Source organism: uncultured Tenacibaculum sp. (assembly GCF_947504135.1).
Taxonomy (GTDB): domain Bacteria; phylum Bacteroidota; class Bacteroidia; order Flavobacteriales; family Flavobacteriaceae; genus Polaribacter.
In genome coordinates, this window is sequence record NZ_CANNGG010000001.1 from 258,314 (window position 1) to 274,859 (window position 16,546).

Genomic DNA, 16,546 nt, shown 5'->3' on the forward strand with positions numbered 1-16,546 from the left:
ATTAAAAACCCCTGAAACTTAATTCCAGGGGTTTTTTAGTATGATTGTTTCAACTATCAATAAATTAATTAAGACATATCAAAATAGTTGATTTTTGTAATCTTTTTTGTTGTTTGATCAAAGTCGATGTTGATAAAAACATCACAACTATCACATTCGGCGTATAAAACACTTTTATCACCATTTCTACCAGTACTTAGGTCAACACTACCTAATTTACTAATAGGGTCTCCAACTGTTACTGTAACGCCTTTTATTGTAAAATTAGCTTCGTTACTTAAAACATCAAACGATTCTATGAAAGGTTTTCTTCCAGAAGTAGAAAAATCAATTTTTAACCCATTGAATTTATAGTAATAGTAAAACCCATTATCTTCATAAGAATTAGAAGCACCAAGTAGCGATTCTATCTTGGCTTGTTTTCCAAGGGTTTTTTTTAAATCACCTAAAGTGATATTATTGATTTTAATATTGTTAAAATCAGAACTAGAAATAACATTGGTTTGGCTTTTTACTATAAAACTGGTTAATAAAAAGAATACGACTACAACTTGTTTCATGCTATTTAAAATAATTGTACTAACCTTTTTTTGGTAGGGGTTATGGAGCGCCAAATATATAATTCTAAGATAATTTATAAGGCAAGAAACTAGTTAAATTTTACTGTTAAGTTTATCTTTTCTTCCAACTCTTTTTCGTACAATAAAGTTGTATCATTATCCCAATTAAAACGTTTGGCAAACTCTTGTACTACAAAGTTTTTATGGATATCAACACTAGGTTTATCAAAAAACAAGCGACCTGTTCTTCTCATAAAAAAGTCGGTAGGTGTACAAGTCATTTCGTGTTTTGTAGTAAACCAAATTTCAGCTTGTAATAAGCGTCTTTCAAGGTTTTTTTCCTCTAACTCATCAAATTTATCTAAAATAAGTTCGGTTTGTTTTCCGTAGTTATGCACTAAATAATTAGCATCTTTTTCAGTAAAACCAAACGGTTTTATACGTTTATAAATTTGATTGCTATATAATTTAACCGATTTGTAGTTTTGAAATGGTCCACCAGCTAATACAATTTCTTCAGTTTGAATAGGGTCGAAATCTACCTCAAAACGGCGTTTTATTTTTTTAGCAACGATATCTACAATACGTTCTGACATTTTTCGATATCCAGTTAATTTACCTCCTGCAATAGAGATTAACTTGGTGTCAGACACAAAAATTTCATCCTTACGAGATAATTCTGAAGCTGATTTTCCTTCTTCATGAATTAAGGGGCGTAATCCTGCCCATGAAGATTGAATATCATCTATTGTTAAATGAATATCAGGAAACATATTGTTAACCGCTTCAATTAAATACAAAGCATCTACCATTGAGGTTTCTACTGAATCTTTGTCTTGTTGATAATTGGTATCGGTAGTTCCGAAATAGGTTACTTTTCCACGAGGAATAGCAAACATCATACGACCATCAGGAATATCAAAATAAACGGATTGCTTTACAGGTAATTTTTCATGCGGAACCACCAAATGCACTCCTTTTGTTAAGTGTAAACGTTTTCCAATTTTGGAGTTATTTATTTGACGCAATTCATCTACCCAAGGTCCTGCAGCATTTACTACATATTTCGCCTTGATATCGTAGCTTTCTTTGGTAAAAACATCAGTTACTTTAGCGCCTACTACACGATTCTTTTCATAAATAAATTCATCTGCATGCGTATAATTTAATATTTGAGCATCGTATTGACTGGCTGTTTTTAACACTTCTATAGTTAAGCGCGCATCATCGGTACGATATTCAGCATAAAAACCTGCTCCGTTTAAAATACTTTCTGGCAACAAAGGCTCTTTTTCTAACGCTTCATTTTTGGTAAGCATTTTACGTTTATCATCGCCTTCAACAGAAGCCAACACATCGTAAACTTTTAATCCGATAGAGGTTAACCACGAACCGTAGGTTCCGCCTTCAATAAGTGGTAAAATCATCTTTTCAGGAATTACCAAATGAGGTGCCAATTTATGAACAATGGCACGCTCGGTACCTACTTCTTTTACCAACCAAAAATCGAATTGTTTAAGGTATCGCAATCCACCATGGATAAGTTTGGTTGATTTACTAGAAGTACCAGAAGCGAAATCATTTTTTTCAATAAGGGCAACTTTCATACCGCGTGAAGCTGCATCTAAAGCAATACCCGCTCCAGTTATTCCGCCACCAATTACTAAAATATCGAACTCAGTTGTTTGTAATTCTTGCTGAATATTAGCTCGGTTAAAAAAAGAAAAATTGTTCATAGATGTTTTTTTATCTACCAAAAGTAAGAATAAAATGAACTGAAAGAGAATAAAAAAAGGGTTGATTTTTTTAATTTTTGATATAAATTTTACTCATTTTAATCGTGAAATCAGTAGAATTGACAAAAATTATAAAACCATTAGATTACAACCTCTAATATCAGAATTATCAAAACGTCCGATAATTTCAAAACTATTGTCTTGGTATACTTTTCCTAAATCTTGTGTAGCAATAAAAGAACAAGAATTGTAGTTTGCTAAATCGATTACATTAATTCCGCCAGATTTTCCCTTTGGCAAAATAGTCAAAGCATCTTCAGTATCACGAGTTAAAATTTGCATCCAAGGCGGACAGTTAAAAATACCATTTCCTTTTGAATATCCTTGACTTAACAATTCTGTCATTCCATATTCAGAATGAATATTTTGTACTCCAAATCCGTTACTTAAAATTGTGTGTAACTCGCTGCGAATAAGCTCTTTTCTTCTTCCTTTCATACCACCAGTTTCCATAATAATAGTATTAGAAAGGTTGAATTCATATTGCTCAATTAAATCTAACAAAGCAAATGAAACACCAATTAAAAGTACTTTTTTTCCTTGAGTATCCAGAAACTTAAGCTTTTGAGCTAACTCATCAAGATTGTTGAGGTAGAATCCGCTTTCAGTATGTTGAGAACGCTTGATTAAATCATCAACCATATAAATTAAAGAAGAACCCTTTCGTTCTAAATAATTCGGCAACAAAGCTAGTACCACATAATCTTCGATATTTCCGTAAAAATGTTCAAAACCTTTTAGATAGCTGGTTTCGTACCATGATAAATCGGTAACTAAATGTTTACTAGTTGTACTTCCTGTTGTTCCCGAACTGGTAAAAGTTTCTTGAATTTCATCAGCAGATGAAAGTACTTCTCGAGTTTTAAAAAACTGAATAGGTAAAAACGGAATTTGCTCTACAGTATGTACATCAGAAGGATGAACATAGATTAAATCACAAAAAGAGCGATATACTTTGTTATTAGCAAATTGATGCTTAAAAACCTGTAGTGCTGTATTCGTGAAATCTTCAGTAGATTGTATGTTAAAAACGGTACTTTTCATAAACTTTCACAAAAATACAAGTATTCCACGCAACCTTTTTAATTTTTTTTCATCTAGTAGGTAAATCAATAAATTTAAAATATAGATAATGAAAAAAATTTTGATTCTTTTTTTGAGTGTGTTTACGTTTTATTCTTGTTTGGATGATGACGGACCGAATTTTAGATATGAGTTTTTAAAGGTTGATAGTGCAGAGACTCCAGAGAGTTTTACCTTCGGGGAGGTAGATACCATAAAAATTAAGTATACACTACCTAATAGTTGTTATGCTTTTAATGGATTGTATTATCAAAAAGTGGATACAACTAGAATTGTAGCTGGTACAGCAATAGTAGCTCTTGATGTTGCTTGTACTCAAGAAACAAGACAAGAAGAATATGCTTTTCCTGTTGAGGCAACACAAGAGGAAGATTATGTTTTTAAGTTTTGGAAAGGTAAAAATGAAGAAGGAGAAGATGTATATGAAGAAGTGGTAATTCCAGTAAATTTGTAACATCAATTTAGAGAAACTCATACAAGAATGCTGTCGTCAAAATATAACAGCTCAAGCTCAAGTTTATCAGTTATTTTCTGGTAAACTTTTTGCGCTTTGTTTAAAGTATTCTCGAAATTATCAAGATGCAGAAGATACACTGCAAGACAGTTTCTTAACCATTTTTAAAAAGATACCTCAATATAATAATGAAGGTTCTTTTGAAGGATGGATGAAGCGAATAACCATAAATACAGCTTTACAAAAGTATAGAGAGAAATCACCTTTACAATTAGTGTCGGAAGGAATTAATGAGGAATTAGAAGAAGAAGTTGTGTTAGAAGCAGAAAGTGTAAATGTTGATGTATTGTTAAGTTTAATTCAAAATTTACCAGATAGGTATCGTTTGGTTTTTAACTTGTATGTTTTAGACAATTATTCGCATAAAGAAATAGCGTCGTTACTGAATATTACAGAAGGAACGTCCAAATCTAATTTATCAAGAGCACGACAATTATTAAAAAAAGAGTTAGAAGTGTATCAAGCAACAGCGCAAAAGGCATAAATGATGGAAGATAAAAACATCGATAGACTTTTTCAAGAAGGACTTAAAGATTTGGAGGTAACTCCGAACGATAGTGTGTGGAACGGAATTGAAAGTAAGTTAAAAAAGAAGAAAAAGAATCGTTTGCTTCCTATTTGGTGGTTTTCTGGCGGAGTTGCAGCCATATTAGTTTTAGGACTTTTATTGTATCCTTATATTGATAAACAAGAGAATTTAGAAAAAATAAACCCAGTAATTGTTGAATCAGAATCATCAACACCTGAAGAAAATAAAAAAGAAGAACTAAAAGATATTTTATTAACTGAACCAATAAAAGAAAATTTAGAAGAAACACGTATAGTAAAAGAAGAAACGAAAAAGAAAAAAGTATTGAAAGAAAAACTTCATACGAATGAAGTTTTAGTCGCTAATCATGTTGTGAAGATTAGTAAAAATGAGCTACAAGAAAAAGATAGCAACATAGAGAATGGAGTTGTTGAAGGGTCTTTATTCTCTAAAAACCATGTTGTGAAAGAAGAAAATACTGGCAAGCTTGAAAATAGCTTGCCAGTTATTACTGAAAATGCTCAAGAAGAATCAAACAAAAAAAATGATAGTGTAAAACAAAAAATTCCTCCTAAAAAAGATTTTTTAGCCTTTGTTGATGAGAAATCAGCAGAAGAAACCAAAGAAAAGTCCAAAACGAAGTCTTGGTCTGTTTCACCTACAGTAGCAGTTTTAAACTCTAATTCATTTTCTGAATCATCTCCAATAGATGCAAGTTTATCAAATTCAACAAAAGGAAATACAAGCTATTCTTATGGGGTTCAAGTAGCATATCAATTAAATAAAAAATGGACACTTCAATCGGGAATTCATTTACAAGAAATGGGGTATTCTAACACCAATGTAGCTGTTAATCCTGTAACATCAAGTAGTGCAAATGTAGTTTTCAGCTCAGGTGAAAATTATGCGTTAAATGATGTATCTCAAGAAAGTTTTAGTTCTAATTCCATTTCCATAAGTAGAGGAAGCCTTGATGGAGAGTTAAATCAAAAATATGGATATGTTGAGGTTCCAATACAAATAAAATACAATTTCTTAGAAGGGAAAAAGCTTAAAACAGAATTAGTAGTTGGTTTTAGTTCATTGTTTTTAAATAAAAATGATGTAACTCTTAATACCACGAATTTTTCTACTTCTGGCGAGGCCAATAACTTAAACTCAATTAATTTTAGTGGAAACTTAGGAATTGATTTAAATTATCAACTAGGTAATAAATGGTCTTTAAATATTAATCCAATGTTAAAAACCCAATTAAATACATTTAAAAATGATTCAAATGGGTTTCAACCTTATTTTATAGGAGTTTATACAGGTTTAAGTTATCAGTTTTAATCTGCATAAATTTTAACAACCAAATCACCTTTATCATTCATTGAAGCTCTGTACATTCCAGCAGTGTTAAATTCAAAAGACATGTTTCCGTTTTTATCAAGAGCTACGACACCACCTGTACCACCAAGTTTGGTTAATTTATTTTGAATAACATCTTTGGTAGCCTCTTTCAATGTTTTTTGTTGATATTCCATTTGTGCAGAAATATCATAGGCTACTTGAGTACGTATAAAATATTCGCCCCAACCAGTTGAAGAAACACCACAAGTTTTATTATTTGCATAGGTACCCGAACCAATAATAGGAGAATCTCCAATTCGTCCCCAACGTTTATTAGTCATACCACCAGTAGAAGTTCCTGCAGTAATATTTCCATCTTTATCTAAAGCAACACAACCAACTGTACCATATTTACTGTTTTTAATATCAGCATCGTAAAAAGCAGCTTTTTTATCGTCATGGTCTAATTCCGTTTTTTGTTTGTCTTTAATTCGTTGTAAAGATTTGAAACGATTTTCGGTATAAAAATAACTTGGATCTACAATTTCTAATCCTTGTTCTTTCGCAAATTGAGAAGCACCAGCACCAGAAAGCATCACATGATCAGAGTTAGTTATTACAGTTCTTGCCGCTTCAATAGGGCTTTTTATATCTTTTACCCCTGCAACAGCACCAGCATTCAAGGTTTTTCCATCCATAAAAGAAGCATCTAATTCGTTAGTTTCTTCATGGGTAAAAACAGCTCCTTTTCCAGCATTAAATAAGGGAGATTCTTCCATTACCTGAATAGTTTTTACAACAGCATCTCCACTAGAGCCTCCATTTTTTAAAATTTCATACCCAGTTCTTACAGCTTCTTCTAGTTTGGCTTTATAAGCAGCTTCTTTTTCAGGAGTCATGTTTTTTTTCAGAATTGTACCAGCACCACCATGAATAATAATAGCAAACTCGTTTGTAGGAGTATCATTTTGTTTTTTGGAAGTTGTTCTAGTTTTATTACAAGAAAACAGTAGAAAGATTAAAGTAAGGCAGTAGAAAATATTTTTCATGATTTTGTTAATTTTTAAACAAACAGAGTTGTTTTTGTTTAATTTATTAATTGTAAAATTATTCGTAGTTTTGAGCTTTAAATTTAAAAAACTAAAATTACAATATAAAACATGGCAGATTTTGGTATTAAAGAAGCTTTAGTTCAATTAGGCTTAAAAGATATAAACAACGGAACTTCAACAGGTTCAGTAAACTTTTCAAACGGAGAAATTATTGAATCATATTCACCTGTGGATGGTAAGTTAATTGGTAAGGTAGTAGCAAGTACTCGTGAAGATTATGATAAGGTGATGGATGCTGCTACTTCAGCATTTAAAGAGTGGAGAGCAATGCCTGCACCTCAACGTGGAGAAATTGTTCGTCAATTTGGAAACAAATTAAGAGAATTAAAAGAACCGTTAGGTAAATTAGTTTCTTACGAAATGGGTAAATCTTACCAAGAAGGTTTAGGTGAGGTTCAAGAAATGATTGATATCTGTGATTTTGCTGTAGGTTTATCTCGTCAGTTAAACGGACAAGTAATTCCATCAGAAAGACCAGGACATGTAATGAGAGAGCAATGGCATCCATTAGGAGTAGTTGGTATTATCTCTGCATTTAACTTCCCAGTTGCTGTTTGGTCTTGGAACACAGCTTTAGCTTGGATTTGTGGTAACGTATGTGTATGGAAAGGTTCAGAAAAAGCTCCTTTATGTTCAGTAGCTTGCCAAAATATTATAGCTGAGGTTTTAAAAGCTAACGATTTACCAGAAGGAATTTCTTGTATTGTTAATGGAGATTATAAAGTTGGTGAATACATTACTGAAGATGCACGTATTCCTTTAGTATCTGCTACTGGTTCTACAAGAATGGGTCGTATTGTTGGTGCTAAAGTTGCTGAGCGTTTCGGTAAATCTTTATTAGAATTAGGAGGAAACAATGCTATTATCATTACTCCAACTGCTGATTTAAAAGTAGTAGTTCCTGGTGCTGTATTTGGTGCTGTAGGTACTTGTGGTCAACGTTGTACTTCAACACGTCGTTTAATCATCCACGAATCTGTATACGATAAAGTAAGAGATGCGATTGTTGGAGCTTACGGTCAAATTAAGATTGGAAATCCATTAGATGAAAATAATCATGTTGGACCATTAATTGATACTGATGCTGTAAATACGTATTTAGCTGCTATTGAAAAAGCAAAAGCTGAAGGAGGTAACGTATTAGTAGAAGGAGGCGTTTTAGAAGGAGAAGGTTACGAAAGTGGTTGTTACGTTAAACCAGCAATTATTGAAGCAGAAAACCATTATGAAATTGTTCAACACGAAACATTTGCTCCAATTTTATACTTAATGAAGTATTCAGGAGATGTTGAAAACGCTATTGAATTACAAAACGGAGTAGCGCAAGGATTATCTTCTTCAATTATGACAAGTGAAATGAAAGAAGCTGAGAAATTCTTATCATTCGCAGGGTCTGATTGTGGTATTGCGAATGTAAACATTGGTACTTCAGGTGCTGAAATTGGTGGAGCATTCGGTGGTGAAAAAGAAACAGGTGGTGGACGTGAGTCTGGATCTGATGCTTGGAAAGTGTACATGCGTCGTCAAACAAACACGGTAAACTATTCTGATGAATTGCCTTTAGCACAAGGAATTAAATTCGATTTATAAGAAAACACAGTTTTCAAAACATAAAAAAGTCTCATCAATTTGATGAGACTTTTTGCTTTATACTAAGTTGGTCATCTTATTTTTCTAAAGCAGCGGCAATAGCCTTATAAGCTTCGTGTGCTTTCGACATTTTTGCATACTCTAAAGCGGTATATCCTCTTTCAGATTTAGTTTTTAATTTAGCTCCGTTATCAATTAATAATTGAACAATATCTGCTTTGTTATATCTAGCAGCAAACATTAAAGGAGTTAATCCTACAGATTTTCTGTTAATATCAGTTCCATTATCAACCATTGCTTTTACAGCTTCAAAATTTCCAGCTCTAATTAATTTACAAAAAGTACTTACGTTAGGGTTTTCAATAATCGTTTTTACAGGAGCTTCATAAGAAGTTGAAGCAGTAATAGTTCCAAAAGATAAGGCGATTGCTAAAGCAGTTAATACAAATTTTTTCATGATGTTACGTTTTTATTTTAAGATTAGGTTACAGCTAAAAGACGCCTATTAAAACATAACGTTTCACCAAAAAGACACACTTAACAATAATTTAAGATAAGCTCTTAAAAATCTCTTTATAGATTTAAATTATTTTTAATAAATTAACAATCAATAAATTAAAGGGATTAATGAGTAAGCGGTCAACATATTTATTTGGTGTTTTTTAACTATTACAATAGGTACTTTGTTGTGTTGGTATTTATGTTGTAAGAAGCAGTACAATACAAATGGAAAGGTGCAAGAAGAAATATTTTATGAAAAAAAATAATAACTAACTAAAATAAACTTAAACCAGAAACTATGAATTTGTGTATATTAATTCCATTAATAGTAGGACTTATTACTGCTTTTTTAGGCTATTTAATTGGAAAGCTATCCAGCAAAAACATAAAAAACGACGAGATTGTTCTTTTGAAAAATAAGATTGCTAAACTAGAAGCTAGTTTACGAACTTGTAGAGAAAACAACTCAAATCTTGAAACAGATTTAAAACTAGCAAGAACAGGTATAGAAACTTCTTTTGACAGCGCACTAGTCAAGAAAATTTTTGGTAAAAAGATAAAAGAAAACGACTTGAAAATAGTTGAAGGTATTGGACCAAAAATAGAAAGTCTTTTTCACAATTTTGGAATTGACACTTGGAAAATATTAGGAGAAACCTCTGTAGAAAAATGCCAAGAGGTATTAAATAGTGGAGGAAATCGTTATAAAATTCATAAACCAGATTCATGGCCAAAACAAGCTCAGCTAGCTTCAGAAGGAAAATGGCAAGAGCTTAAAGATTGGCAAGAGACATTAAATGGAGGAAAGTAAAAAAACGCAATAAAATTCTAACCCTTGATAATTTCAAGGGTTATTTTTTACCTCAAAACATAGATTGATTCTTAATATAAAACCAAGTACCTTCGTTACTTAAAAGGTACAAATGAAAGATATTAACTTTATCTTTTTATTATTGGCTTTAGTAGCTGAAGTTATTGGAACAATAGGTGGTTTCGGATCATCTGTTTTCTTTGTTCCGTTAGGAAATTTTTATTTCGATTTTTATTCTGTGTTAGGTTTAACTGCTATTTTTCACTTATCGAGTAATGTGAGTAAAATCTTTTTATTCAAAAAAGGATTAGATAAGAAGCTTTTAATAAACATAGGAGTTCCTTCTGTGATTTTTGTAATCTTAGGAGGTGTATTATCAAAATATTTAAACAGTACGTATTTAGAAATATTTTTAGGTATTTTTTTAGTAGCGTTTAGTGCTTTTTTCCTGATTAGAAGTAAATTTTCTTTTTCTCCTAACAGAAAAAATGCCATTGTAGGTGGTACTCTTTCAGGATTTTCAGCAGGATTATTAGGTACAGGAGGAGCTATAAGAGGGTTAACTATGGCAGCTTTTAATTTAGAAAAGAGTGTGTTTATAGCAACTTCTGCTTTTATCGATTTTATGATCGATTTTTCAAGAACTTTTGTGTATTACCAAAACGGCTATATTCATGATCACGACTTAAAATATGTGCCTTTTTTATTTGTCATTGGTATAGTAGGTACATTCATCGGAAAGAAAATATTAGCCTATATACCACAGTCTAAATTTAGAACCTTGTCGTTGTCTTTTATTTTATTGATTGGCATAGTAACGATTGTGCAATTGGTGTTGAGGTAGTATGTTTTAAAACTCATAGAAATTAAAGTATATTTGAAAATGAATGAAAAAGAACTTTTAGAAGTTATTACAGCGTATTTTGAAGAGAAAATATTTGAAAATCATAAAATTAGCTCTTTAAAAACACACTCTAAACTTAAATCATACAAGATAAACCCTATTGTAGTTAAGTATTTATCAAAAATACTTGAGAATGATTTTACTGCAATAGGAATTGCTAAAGCATTGTACTATCCTAGAGTTTTGGGAACTTCTATTAATACCTCATTTGGAACAAGAATTCAAAACATGTTTGTTGAGTTAAATTTGGCAGAAGGTTCTTTAATCAAAGGAATGGATATTGAGTTTACAGATAAAGTTGATGGACGACGAAAATGGTGTCAGCTTAAATCAGGGCCAAACACAATTAATTCTGAAGATGTGAGTCCTTTGCTTAAAAAATTCACTACTGTAACTAATTTGGCAAGAACTAATTCAATGGATTTAAATAATTCAGATTTAATACTAGGTGTTCTTTATGGAGAAGAAGATCAATTAAGTCAACATTATCGAAAAATAGATGAATTGTTTCCTGTAATTATTGGTGAAGAGTTTTGGCATAGACTTACAGGCTTTCCAAACTTTTACAATAAGTTAGTTTCAAACTTAGATTTGATGACTTTAAATTTAGATACAGAAGGTTTTTTCAAACAAGGTTATATGGCGTTAGCTAAAGAAATTGAAGCATCTGATTTGTTCGATTTTGAATAGTATTTATTTAAAAACTTAATTATAGAATAGCCTATTTCTTTACCCAAATTGCAAGGTACAGCATTTCCAATTTGTTTGTATTGTTGAGAAACAGAACCTGCAAACTCCCAACTGTCAGGAAAAGTTTGTATACGAGCATATTCTCTAACTGTAAATGGACGCGTTTCTTCTGGGTGGCAACGTTCGGTTTGTTTTTGTGCGGGGCTACAAGTAAGGGTTAAGCAAGGTTCATCCCAACCAATTCTTCTTGCCATTCCGGTTTTTCCTCCTCCTAAATAAAAGCTTTTACCCATATATTCTTTTTGAATATCTATAGGTAAATCTCTCCAATAACCTTTTTGAGGAACTAAATCTAATACTTCTTTTTTATGTTCAGGATATTTTGAACCAGGAGACTTAGGTACGTCTTTATCATATAATCGTCCTTTTTTTAGGGCGTCTGATAAATTGTAAATGGTATTGTAGGGAGTAGGGTATTCGTAATTAATATTTATATCTTTTCTTACACCAACCAAAATTAATCGTTCTCTTTTTTGCGGAACGTTATAATTAATTGCTTTTAAAACTTGAACAGGCACTACATTATATCCAATTTCATCTAAGATAGAAATCATTCCTTGTAGTGTTTTTCCTTTATCATGAGAAAGTAATCCTTTTACATTTTCACCAATACAAATTAAAGGATTAACTTCTTGAACAACTCTTGCAAATTCGTAAAACAAAGTTCCTCTAGCATCTTCTAACCCTAATTTTTTTCCGGCATAGCTAAAAGCTTGACAAGGAAATCCTCCTGTAACAATTTCAACTTCATTTTTATAGTTTTCAAAATTGAAAGATTTAATATCACCTTCTAAAACATTCCAGTGAGGTCTATTTTTTCTTAAGGTTTCACAGGCCCATTTATCAATTTCATTAAGAGCTACACATTTTATTCCTGATTGTTCTAAACCGATTGCTAAACCACCAGCTCCAGCAAATAACTCTAGTACTTTATATTCTTTAAGAGGTTCTTCAGTATTATCAATACTTTCATCTATTTCAGTAATCAGCGGTTCTATAAGAGCGTTAATCTCTTCTTTTTTATAAACACGATAGTTACTCATAGGTTCTCGAACAGCATTTAATTTTCCTTCTCTATCCCATCTTCGTAAAGTTTCTTTACTTTTACCCAATACATCTGCTGCTTCTGAAATTGAATAATAACCCTTTATAACCATATTATATAACCTTATACATTGGTTACAAATTTAAGATAAATATCTACATAAAAAAAACAGTGAGAAATAATCTTTTACATTCTTAACTATACTTCACTTTCCTCAACACACGCATCGCTTCTTTATATTTGATATAGGTGGTTTTGTCGTCTAGATTTTTAATGTAGTTTTTAGCTTTTTTAAGTTGTAACGGAGCGTTTAAAAATCCGTTTAAATAGCAAATTAAGTAGGAGGTAGGAAGCCTGAATACATCTTCATGTTCAGTAACCGAAAGCGGTTTGTTTTTTATAATTTTTGCAACAATGCAGTTGTTATTATTGTAAATATGCTGTAAAATATTTTTATCGTATTGGGGAGCTTCAAATAAGAATTCAGTGACAATATCGTGCTTTCCGTTGTCTTTAAAATTGATGATGGTTTTTTCTAAAGGATAACGTTTTTCGGTTTTATCAATACCCAATACAATGTATTCGGTAATAATAAATGATTGCTCGTTATAACTGATTTGAACATCATCTAACGAAGAAAAAAATAAACGAACTTGTTCATTAACTAATTCAATATCTACTCGTGTAAAAAACTCTTCGTTGTTGATTAGTTTTCTTTTTCCTGCCCAACACAATACGAATTGCTCATTAAATACTTTATATCTCGGATTGTATTCTGGTTTATGCCTTTCAATAAAATCGAAAACACCATCAAGGGTAAGTTGAATATTGTTGCTTGCGTTTTTTTCAATAGCTTCAACAATTGCTTTATTGTTGTTTCTAAGTTCAAAACTACCTTCTACAGGTATTGAGTTACTTCCTCTACGGTAAAACACTGCTCCTTTACGATATTTCCAAGCATTTTTTGCTAAAGATGTAATAGAGTTGTTAGGATATATAGTTACTAACCCTATTACTTTATGACGCTGTAAACGAGGAAAAGGAACGTTTTCATATTCTATTTTTGGTGGATTATTCAGGTAAGCATTTACCAGATTTTGAATTTTACTATCATCGTAAAAATCTACACCAATAATGGTGTTTTCTTCATCTTCAATACCAATAACAATGTAAGAATTGTTGTTTGGATTGGAGTTTGAAAGGGCACAAATGTGTTTTATAAACTTAGCTTTTCCTTCTTTAGAGCCTAAGGATAACTTTTGTTTTTTATCATAAAAACTATTCTCATCATTATGAGATAGTAAGTTTTTAATTAAAAGACGTTTGTTAATCACAGCTTAAGTATTTTTATTCACAATAGTTGCGCTAGCTTGTGCTGTAGGGTATACGATTAAATCTTCAATATTAACGTGATATGGGCGTGTAACAACAAAATGAATAATATCTGCTATATCTTCAGGTTGTAGTGCTTTGTAACCTTGGTATACGGTTTTGGCTCTTTCAGTGTCTCCTTTAAAACGAACATCAGAAAATTCAGTTTCTACCAAACCTGGATGAATGGCACAGACACGAATGTTATGTTGGTTTAAATCGATGCGCATTCCTTTATTTAAAGCGTTTACAGCGAACTTTGAAGCACAATACACATTTCCGTTAGGATATACATCTTTTCCTGCAATAGAACCGATATTTAAGATAAATCCGTTGTTGCGTTCAACCATTTGGGGAATCACAGCTTTTGAAACATATAAAAGCCCTTTTACGTTTCCGTCAATCATAGCATCCCAATCATCTATATTTCCGTTTTGAAAGCTGTCTAGTCCGTGTGCATTACCGGCATTATTAATAAGAATGTCTATATGTTTAAATTCACTAGGTAAACTGTTGATTGCTTTTTGTACTTCATCGTTGTAGCGAACATCGAATTGAAGTATATGTATCTTGGTAAACTGTGATAGTTCTTGTTGAAGTTGTTGAAGCTTTTCAATACGTCGACCACAAATAATTAAATTGATGTTATTTTTAGCAAAAAGTTTAGCGGTTGCTTTACCAATACCTGAGGTTGCTCCTGTAATTAAAGCAGTTTGTTGCATGGTTTTTTGTTTTGTATAAAGGTAACCTTTTTTATGTTAAGCAACTATTAATACCACTTCTCCATTAAAATTATACGATAAAAAATTATTCTTTTCCGTTTATACTTCAAAATAAAATAAAACCGTAGCTAAGGCTATGCCTTGATTTTCTTTCCCGTCTAAACAAAAATACCTGCTTTTTATTTAGCGTAATTTCAATTAAGAACTGGTATAAAATGAAAAACCGCCCCATGCGGAGCGGTCCCTTTTAGTTGGCTATTACACCAACCAAAAATCAACTAACCAAACTTTATTTTTACTTCCTTTTCGGAACTGTTTCTCTTTCTATCTTAGTACGTTTTCTACCGCTATTCCTTACAGCTGGTTTAGTACTAGTGGTACTTTCACCTTTTTTGTATTGTATAAATCCTCTACCAGAAAAAACATAGGTTCTTTGAGAATTTACATGATACAGTTCTATCTCACCATCATTAATAACGGTTAAGTCAAATTCTTCAGTATCTCCGTTATCATAATTAAGTGTTAAATATTTTAAGTTCTGTTCGCCTTGAACATTACGGACGATATAACTTCCCTTAAAACTCCAATTAATATTAGCAACATTTGTGCCAAAAGGATCGTGAGATGAATAGAATGTCACATCATTTTCTGGAGTAAACTGTAAGTAATTTTCATAATCAAAAGGGTTATCATTTCCTCCATATTTATTAATCTTTTCCCAAGCTACATACTCTTGTAAAAAGTATTCAATATTATCATAGAACAACATGTCGTAATCAAAATTATTTATTTGGTAACCAACCAAATAGTAACTTACATTTTGCGATAAATCATCAATTCGAATTCTATTATCTGAAAGTTGTACTACCTCAAATTCAAAATATCCATCTATATCGTGTCGAGTTTCTAATACAGTTCCGTATGTTCCGTAGCTTCCAACTGCAATTCCTAAACCGTTTCCTGTACGACCAATATCAACAATATTATTATTTGCATACATGGTTCCGTTTAAAAAAGAAATAGTAAAAGCTCTTGATAAAAAAGGAACATCTCCTGTACCTGTTGTTTTGTGATAATCTACATACCATAAATCATAACTCGAAATATATTCACGTAATGAAAAACCATCATTTCCAAATCCATCATGTACAATTTCATTTCTTACAACACATGAAGTAAGTGTTACGCTACCAACAAGTAGTAATAAAAGTAATTTTATACGTTTCATAAGCTTTCGTTTTATGGTTATGCTTATGAGTTTTCAAATTACGTGCCAAAAATAAAAAACACCTCTTTTGGAGGTGTTTTTTATAGTTACGTTTAACAGATTTACTGCATAAAAATCTTTTTTTTCTTTTCGATATTTTCCACTTTTGCATAGTGAATTTTATCACCAATTGTATACGAAACCATAGCTTCATTTTCTTTCAATTCAAAAGGAAATTTTTCTGTAGGATTATTCGGTGTATTACCAAATTCCTCTTTAGGATCTGCATGTAAAATCAAGTCTTTTCTATCTTCATCTGATGAGGTTTTGTAACGTGCAGCAATATATTGTTTATCGTTATGTTGCTCTATTACTGCATTAGTTATTCTGTTTTGAAAGTACACATTTTTAAAATCAACAGGCTCTTTAGCAGTAAAATTGATAATTAAATTAGTAGAATTATAGCTGCCTTTTACACCTCCTGTAACGTGAGCATAACTTGCTGATTCTATTTTAAAAGGATGATTGTTTTCCATTTTTACACTTGCGCATTGTGTTAGACTAAAAGCTAAAATTAAGATTCCGATTAGTTTCATCTGTTTAAATTTTTTATTGTTTTTAATTGGTCAGATGTAATTCGCCATTAAACAGTTCTATTAGTAAAAAGAATTGCGATGGCTCATTTCATAGAGTTGTTTTTTAATGTTTAAATTTAGACA

The 16,546-nt window shown here is 31.5% G+C and carries 17 protein-coding genes; 7 read left to right on the forward strand and 10 right to left on the reverse strand.

Annotated elements, in window-relative coordinates; all coding sequences use genetic code 11:
• Positions 1 to 68: 68 nt before the first annotated feature.
• The 3 genes from Q0663_RS01175 to Q0663_RS01185 form a co-directional block, all read right to left on the reverse strand.
• Positions 69 to 560 carry a hypothetical protein gene (locus tag Q0663_RS01175; RefSeq protein WP_299005089.1) on the reverse strand — a complete coding sequence of 164 codons (492 nt, stop codon included), beginning with the start codon at positions 558 to 560 and terminating at the stop codon, positions 69 to 71.
• Between the two features lie 89 nt (positions 561 to 649).
• Positions 650 to 2,296 (reverse strand): glycerol-3-phosphate dehydrogenase/oxidase, encoded by a 1,647-nt coding sequence (locus Q0663_RS01180; protein WP_299005092.1) that lies wholly within the window; start codon positions 2,294 to 2,296, stop codon positions 650 to 652.
• Positions 2,297 to 2,425: 129 nt separating this feature from the next.
• The gene (locus tag Q0663_RS01185; protein WP_299005094.1) at positions 2,426 to 3,400 is read right to left on the reverse strand and encodes an acyl transferase; all 975 of its coding nucleotides are present in this window, start codon (positions 3,398 to 3,400) and stop codon (positions 2,426 to 2,428) included.
• Positions 3,401 to 3,488: 88 nt separating this feature from the next.
• Between Q0663_RS01185 and Q0663_RS01190 the strand changes: the two genes are divergently transcribed.
• The 3 genes from Q0663_RS01190 to Q0663_RS01200 are packed head-to-tail and all read left to right on the forward strand — an operon-like array spanning position 3,489 to position 5,814.
• Complete coding sequence (locus Q0663_RS01190) at positions 3,489 to 3,893, forward strand: hypothetical protein (RefSeq protein WP_299005096.1); 405 nt, start codon at positions 3,489 to 3,491, stop codon at positions 3,891 to 3,893.
• 43 nt (positions 3,894 to 3,936) lie between these two features.
• A complete protein-coding gene (locus Q0663_RS01195) occupies positions 3,937 to 4,437 on the forward strand; it encodes an RNA polymerase sigma factor (RefSeq protein WP_367171427.1) in 501 nt (166 codons plus the stop codon).
• On the forward strand, positions 4,438 to 5,814 hold the full coding sequence (locus Q0663_RS01200; protein WP_299005098.1) for an outer membrane beta-barrel protein: 1,377 nt from the start codon (positions 4,438 to 4,440) through the stop codon (positions 5,812 to 5,814).
• Here the strand turns inward: Q0663_RS01200 and Q0663_RS01205 are convergent.
• Positions 5,811 to 6,863 carry an isoaspartyl peptidase/L-asparaginase family protein gene (locus Q0663_RS01205; RefSeq protein WP_299005101.1) on the reverse strand — a complete coding sequence of 351 codons (1,053 nt, stop codon included), beginning with the start codon at positions 6,861 to 6,863 and terminating at the stop codon, positions 5,811 to 5,813. The genes Q0663_RS01200 and Q0663_RS01205 overlap by 4 nt on opposite strands.
• A 111-nt stretch (positions 6,864 to 6,974) precedes the next feature.
• Between Q0663_RS01205 and Q0663_RS01210 the strand changes: the two genes are divergently transcribed.
• Entirely contained in the window at positions 6,975 to 8,516 is a 1,542-nt protein-coding gene (locus tag Q0663_RS01210; protein WP_299005104.1) for an aldehyde dehydrogenase family protein, read from the forward strand.
• A gap of 76 nt (positions 8,517 to 8,592) precedes the next feature.
• On the opposite strand, the gene Q0663_RS01215 is transcribed toward Q0663_RS01210, so the two are convergent.
• The gene (locus tag Q0663_RS01215) at positions 8,593 to 8,973 is read right to left on the reverse strand and encodes an ankyrin repeat domain-containing protein (protein WP_299005106.1); all 381 of its coding nucleotides are present in this window, start codon (positions 8,971 to 8,973) and stop codon (positions 8,593 to 8,595) included.
• Positions 8,974 to 9,315: 342 nt separating this feature from the next.
• Between Q0663_RS01215 and Q0663_RS01220 the strand changes: the two genes are divergently transcribed.
• The 3 genes from Q0663_RS01220 (at position 9,316) to Q0663_RS01230 (ending at position 11,422) form a co-directional block, all read left to right on the forward strand.
• Positions 9,316 to 9,828 carry a hypothetical protein gene (locus tag Q0663_RS01220; RefSeq protein ID WP_299005108.1) on the forward strand — a complete coding sequence of 171 codons (513 nt, stop codon included), beginning with the start codon at positions 9,316 to 9,318 and terminating at the stop codon, positions 9,826 to 9,828.
• 112 nt (positions 9,829 to 9,940) lie between these two features.
• Positions 9,941 to 10,672: a sulfite exporter TauE/SafE family protein gene (locus Q0663_RS01225; RefSeq protein ID WP_299005110.1), complete on the forward strand. Its 732-nt coding sequence runs from the start codon at positions 9,941 to 9,943 to the stop codon at positions 10,670 to 10,672.
• A 39-nt stretch (positions 10,673 to 10,711) separates the two neighbouring features.
• Positions 10,712 to 11,422 (forward strand): PmeII family type II restriction endonuclease, encoded by a 711-nt coding sequence (locus Q0663_RS01230; RefSeq protein ID WP_274634109.1) that lies wholly within the window; start codon positions 10,712 to 10,714, stop codon positions 11,420 to 11,422.
• On the opposite strand, the gene dcm is transcribed toward Q0663_RS01230, so the two are convergent.
• The 5 genes from dcm to Q0663_RS01255 all read right to left on the reverse strand — a co-directional run bounded on the left by dcm (position 11,368) and on the right by Q0663_RS01255 (position 16,423).
• Complete coding sequence (dcm, locus tag Q0663_RS01235; RefSeq protein WP_299005113.1) at positions 11,368 to 12,639, reverse strand: DNA (cytosine-5-)-methyltransferase; 1,272 nt, start codon at positions 12,637 to 12,639, stop codon at positions 11,368 to 11,370. The genes Q0663_RS01230 and dcm overlap by 55 nt on opposite strands.
• Positions 12,640 to 12,721: 82 nt before the next feature.
• A complete protein-coding gene (locus Q0663_RS01240; RefSeq protein ID WP_299005116.1) occupies positions 12,722 to 13,861 on the reverse strand; it encodes an ATP-binding protein in 1,140 nt (379 codons plus the stop codon).
• A 3-nt stretch (positions 13,862 to 13,864) separates the two neighbouring features.
• Positions 13,865 to 14,620 carry an SDR family NAD(P)-dependent oxidoreductase gene (locus tag Q0663_RS01245; RefSeq protein WP_299005119.1) on the reverse strand — a complete coding sequence of 252 codons (756 nt, stop codon included), beginning with the start codon at positions 14,618 to 14,620 and terminating at the stop codon, positions 13,865 to 13,867.
• A gap of 295 nt (positions 14,621 to 14,915) precedes the next feature.
• Positions 14,916 to 15,848, reverse strand: coding sequence for a hypothetical protein (locus Q0663_RS01250; protein WP_299005122.1), 933 nt, complete (start codon positions 15,846 to 15,848; stop codon positions 14,916 to 14,918).
• 101 nt (positions 15,849 to 15,949) lie between these two features.
• Positions 15,950 to 16,423 carry a hypothetical protein gene (locus tag Q0663_RS01255; protein WP_299005124.1) on the reverse strand — a complete coding sequence of 158 codons (474 nt, stop codon included), beginning with the start codon at positions 16,421 to 16,423 and terminating at the stop codon, positions 15,950 to 15,952.
• Between the last annotated feature and the right edge of the window lie 123 nt (positions 16,424 to 16,546).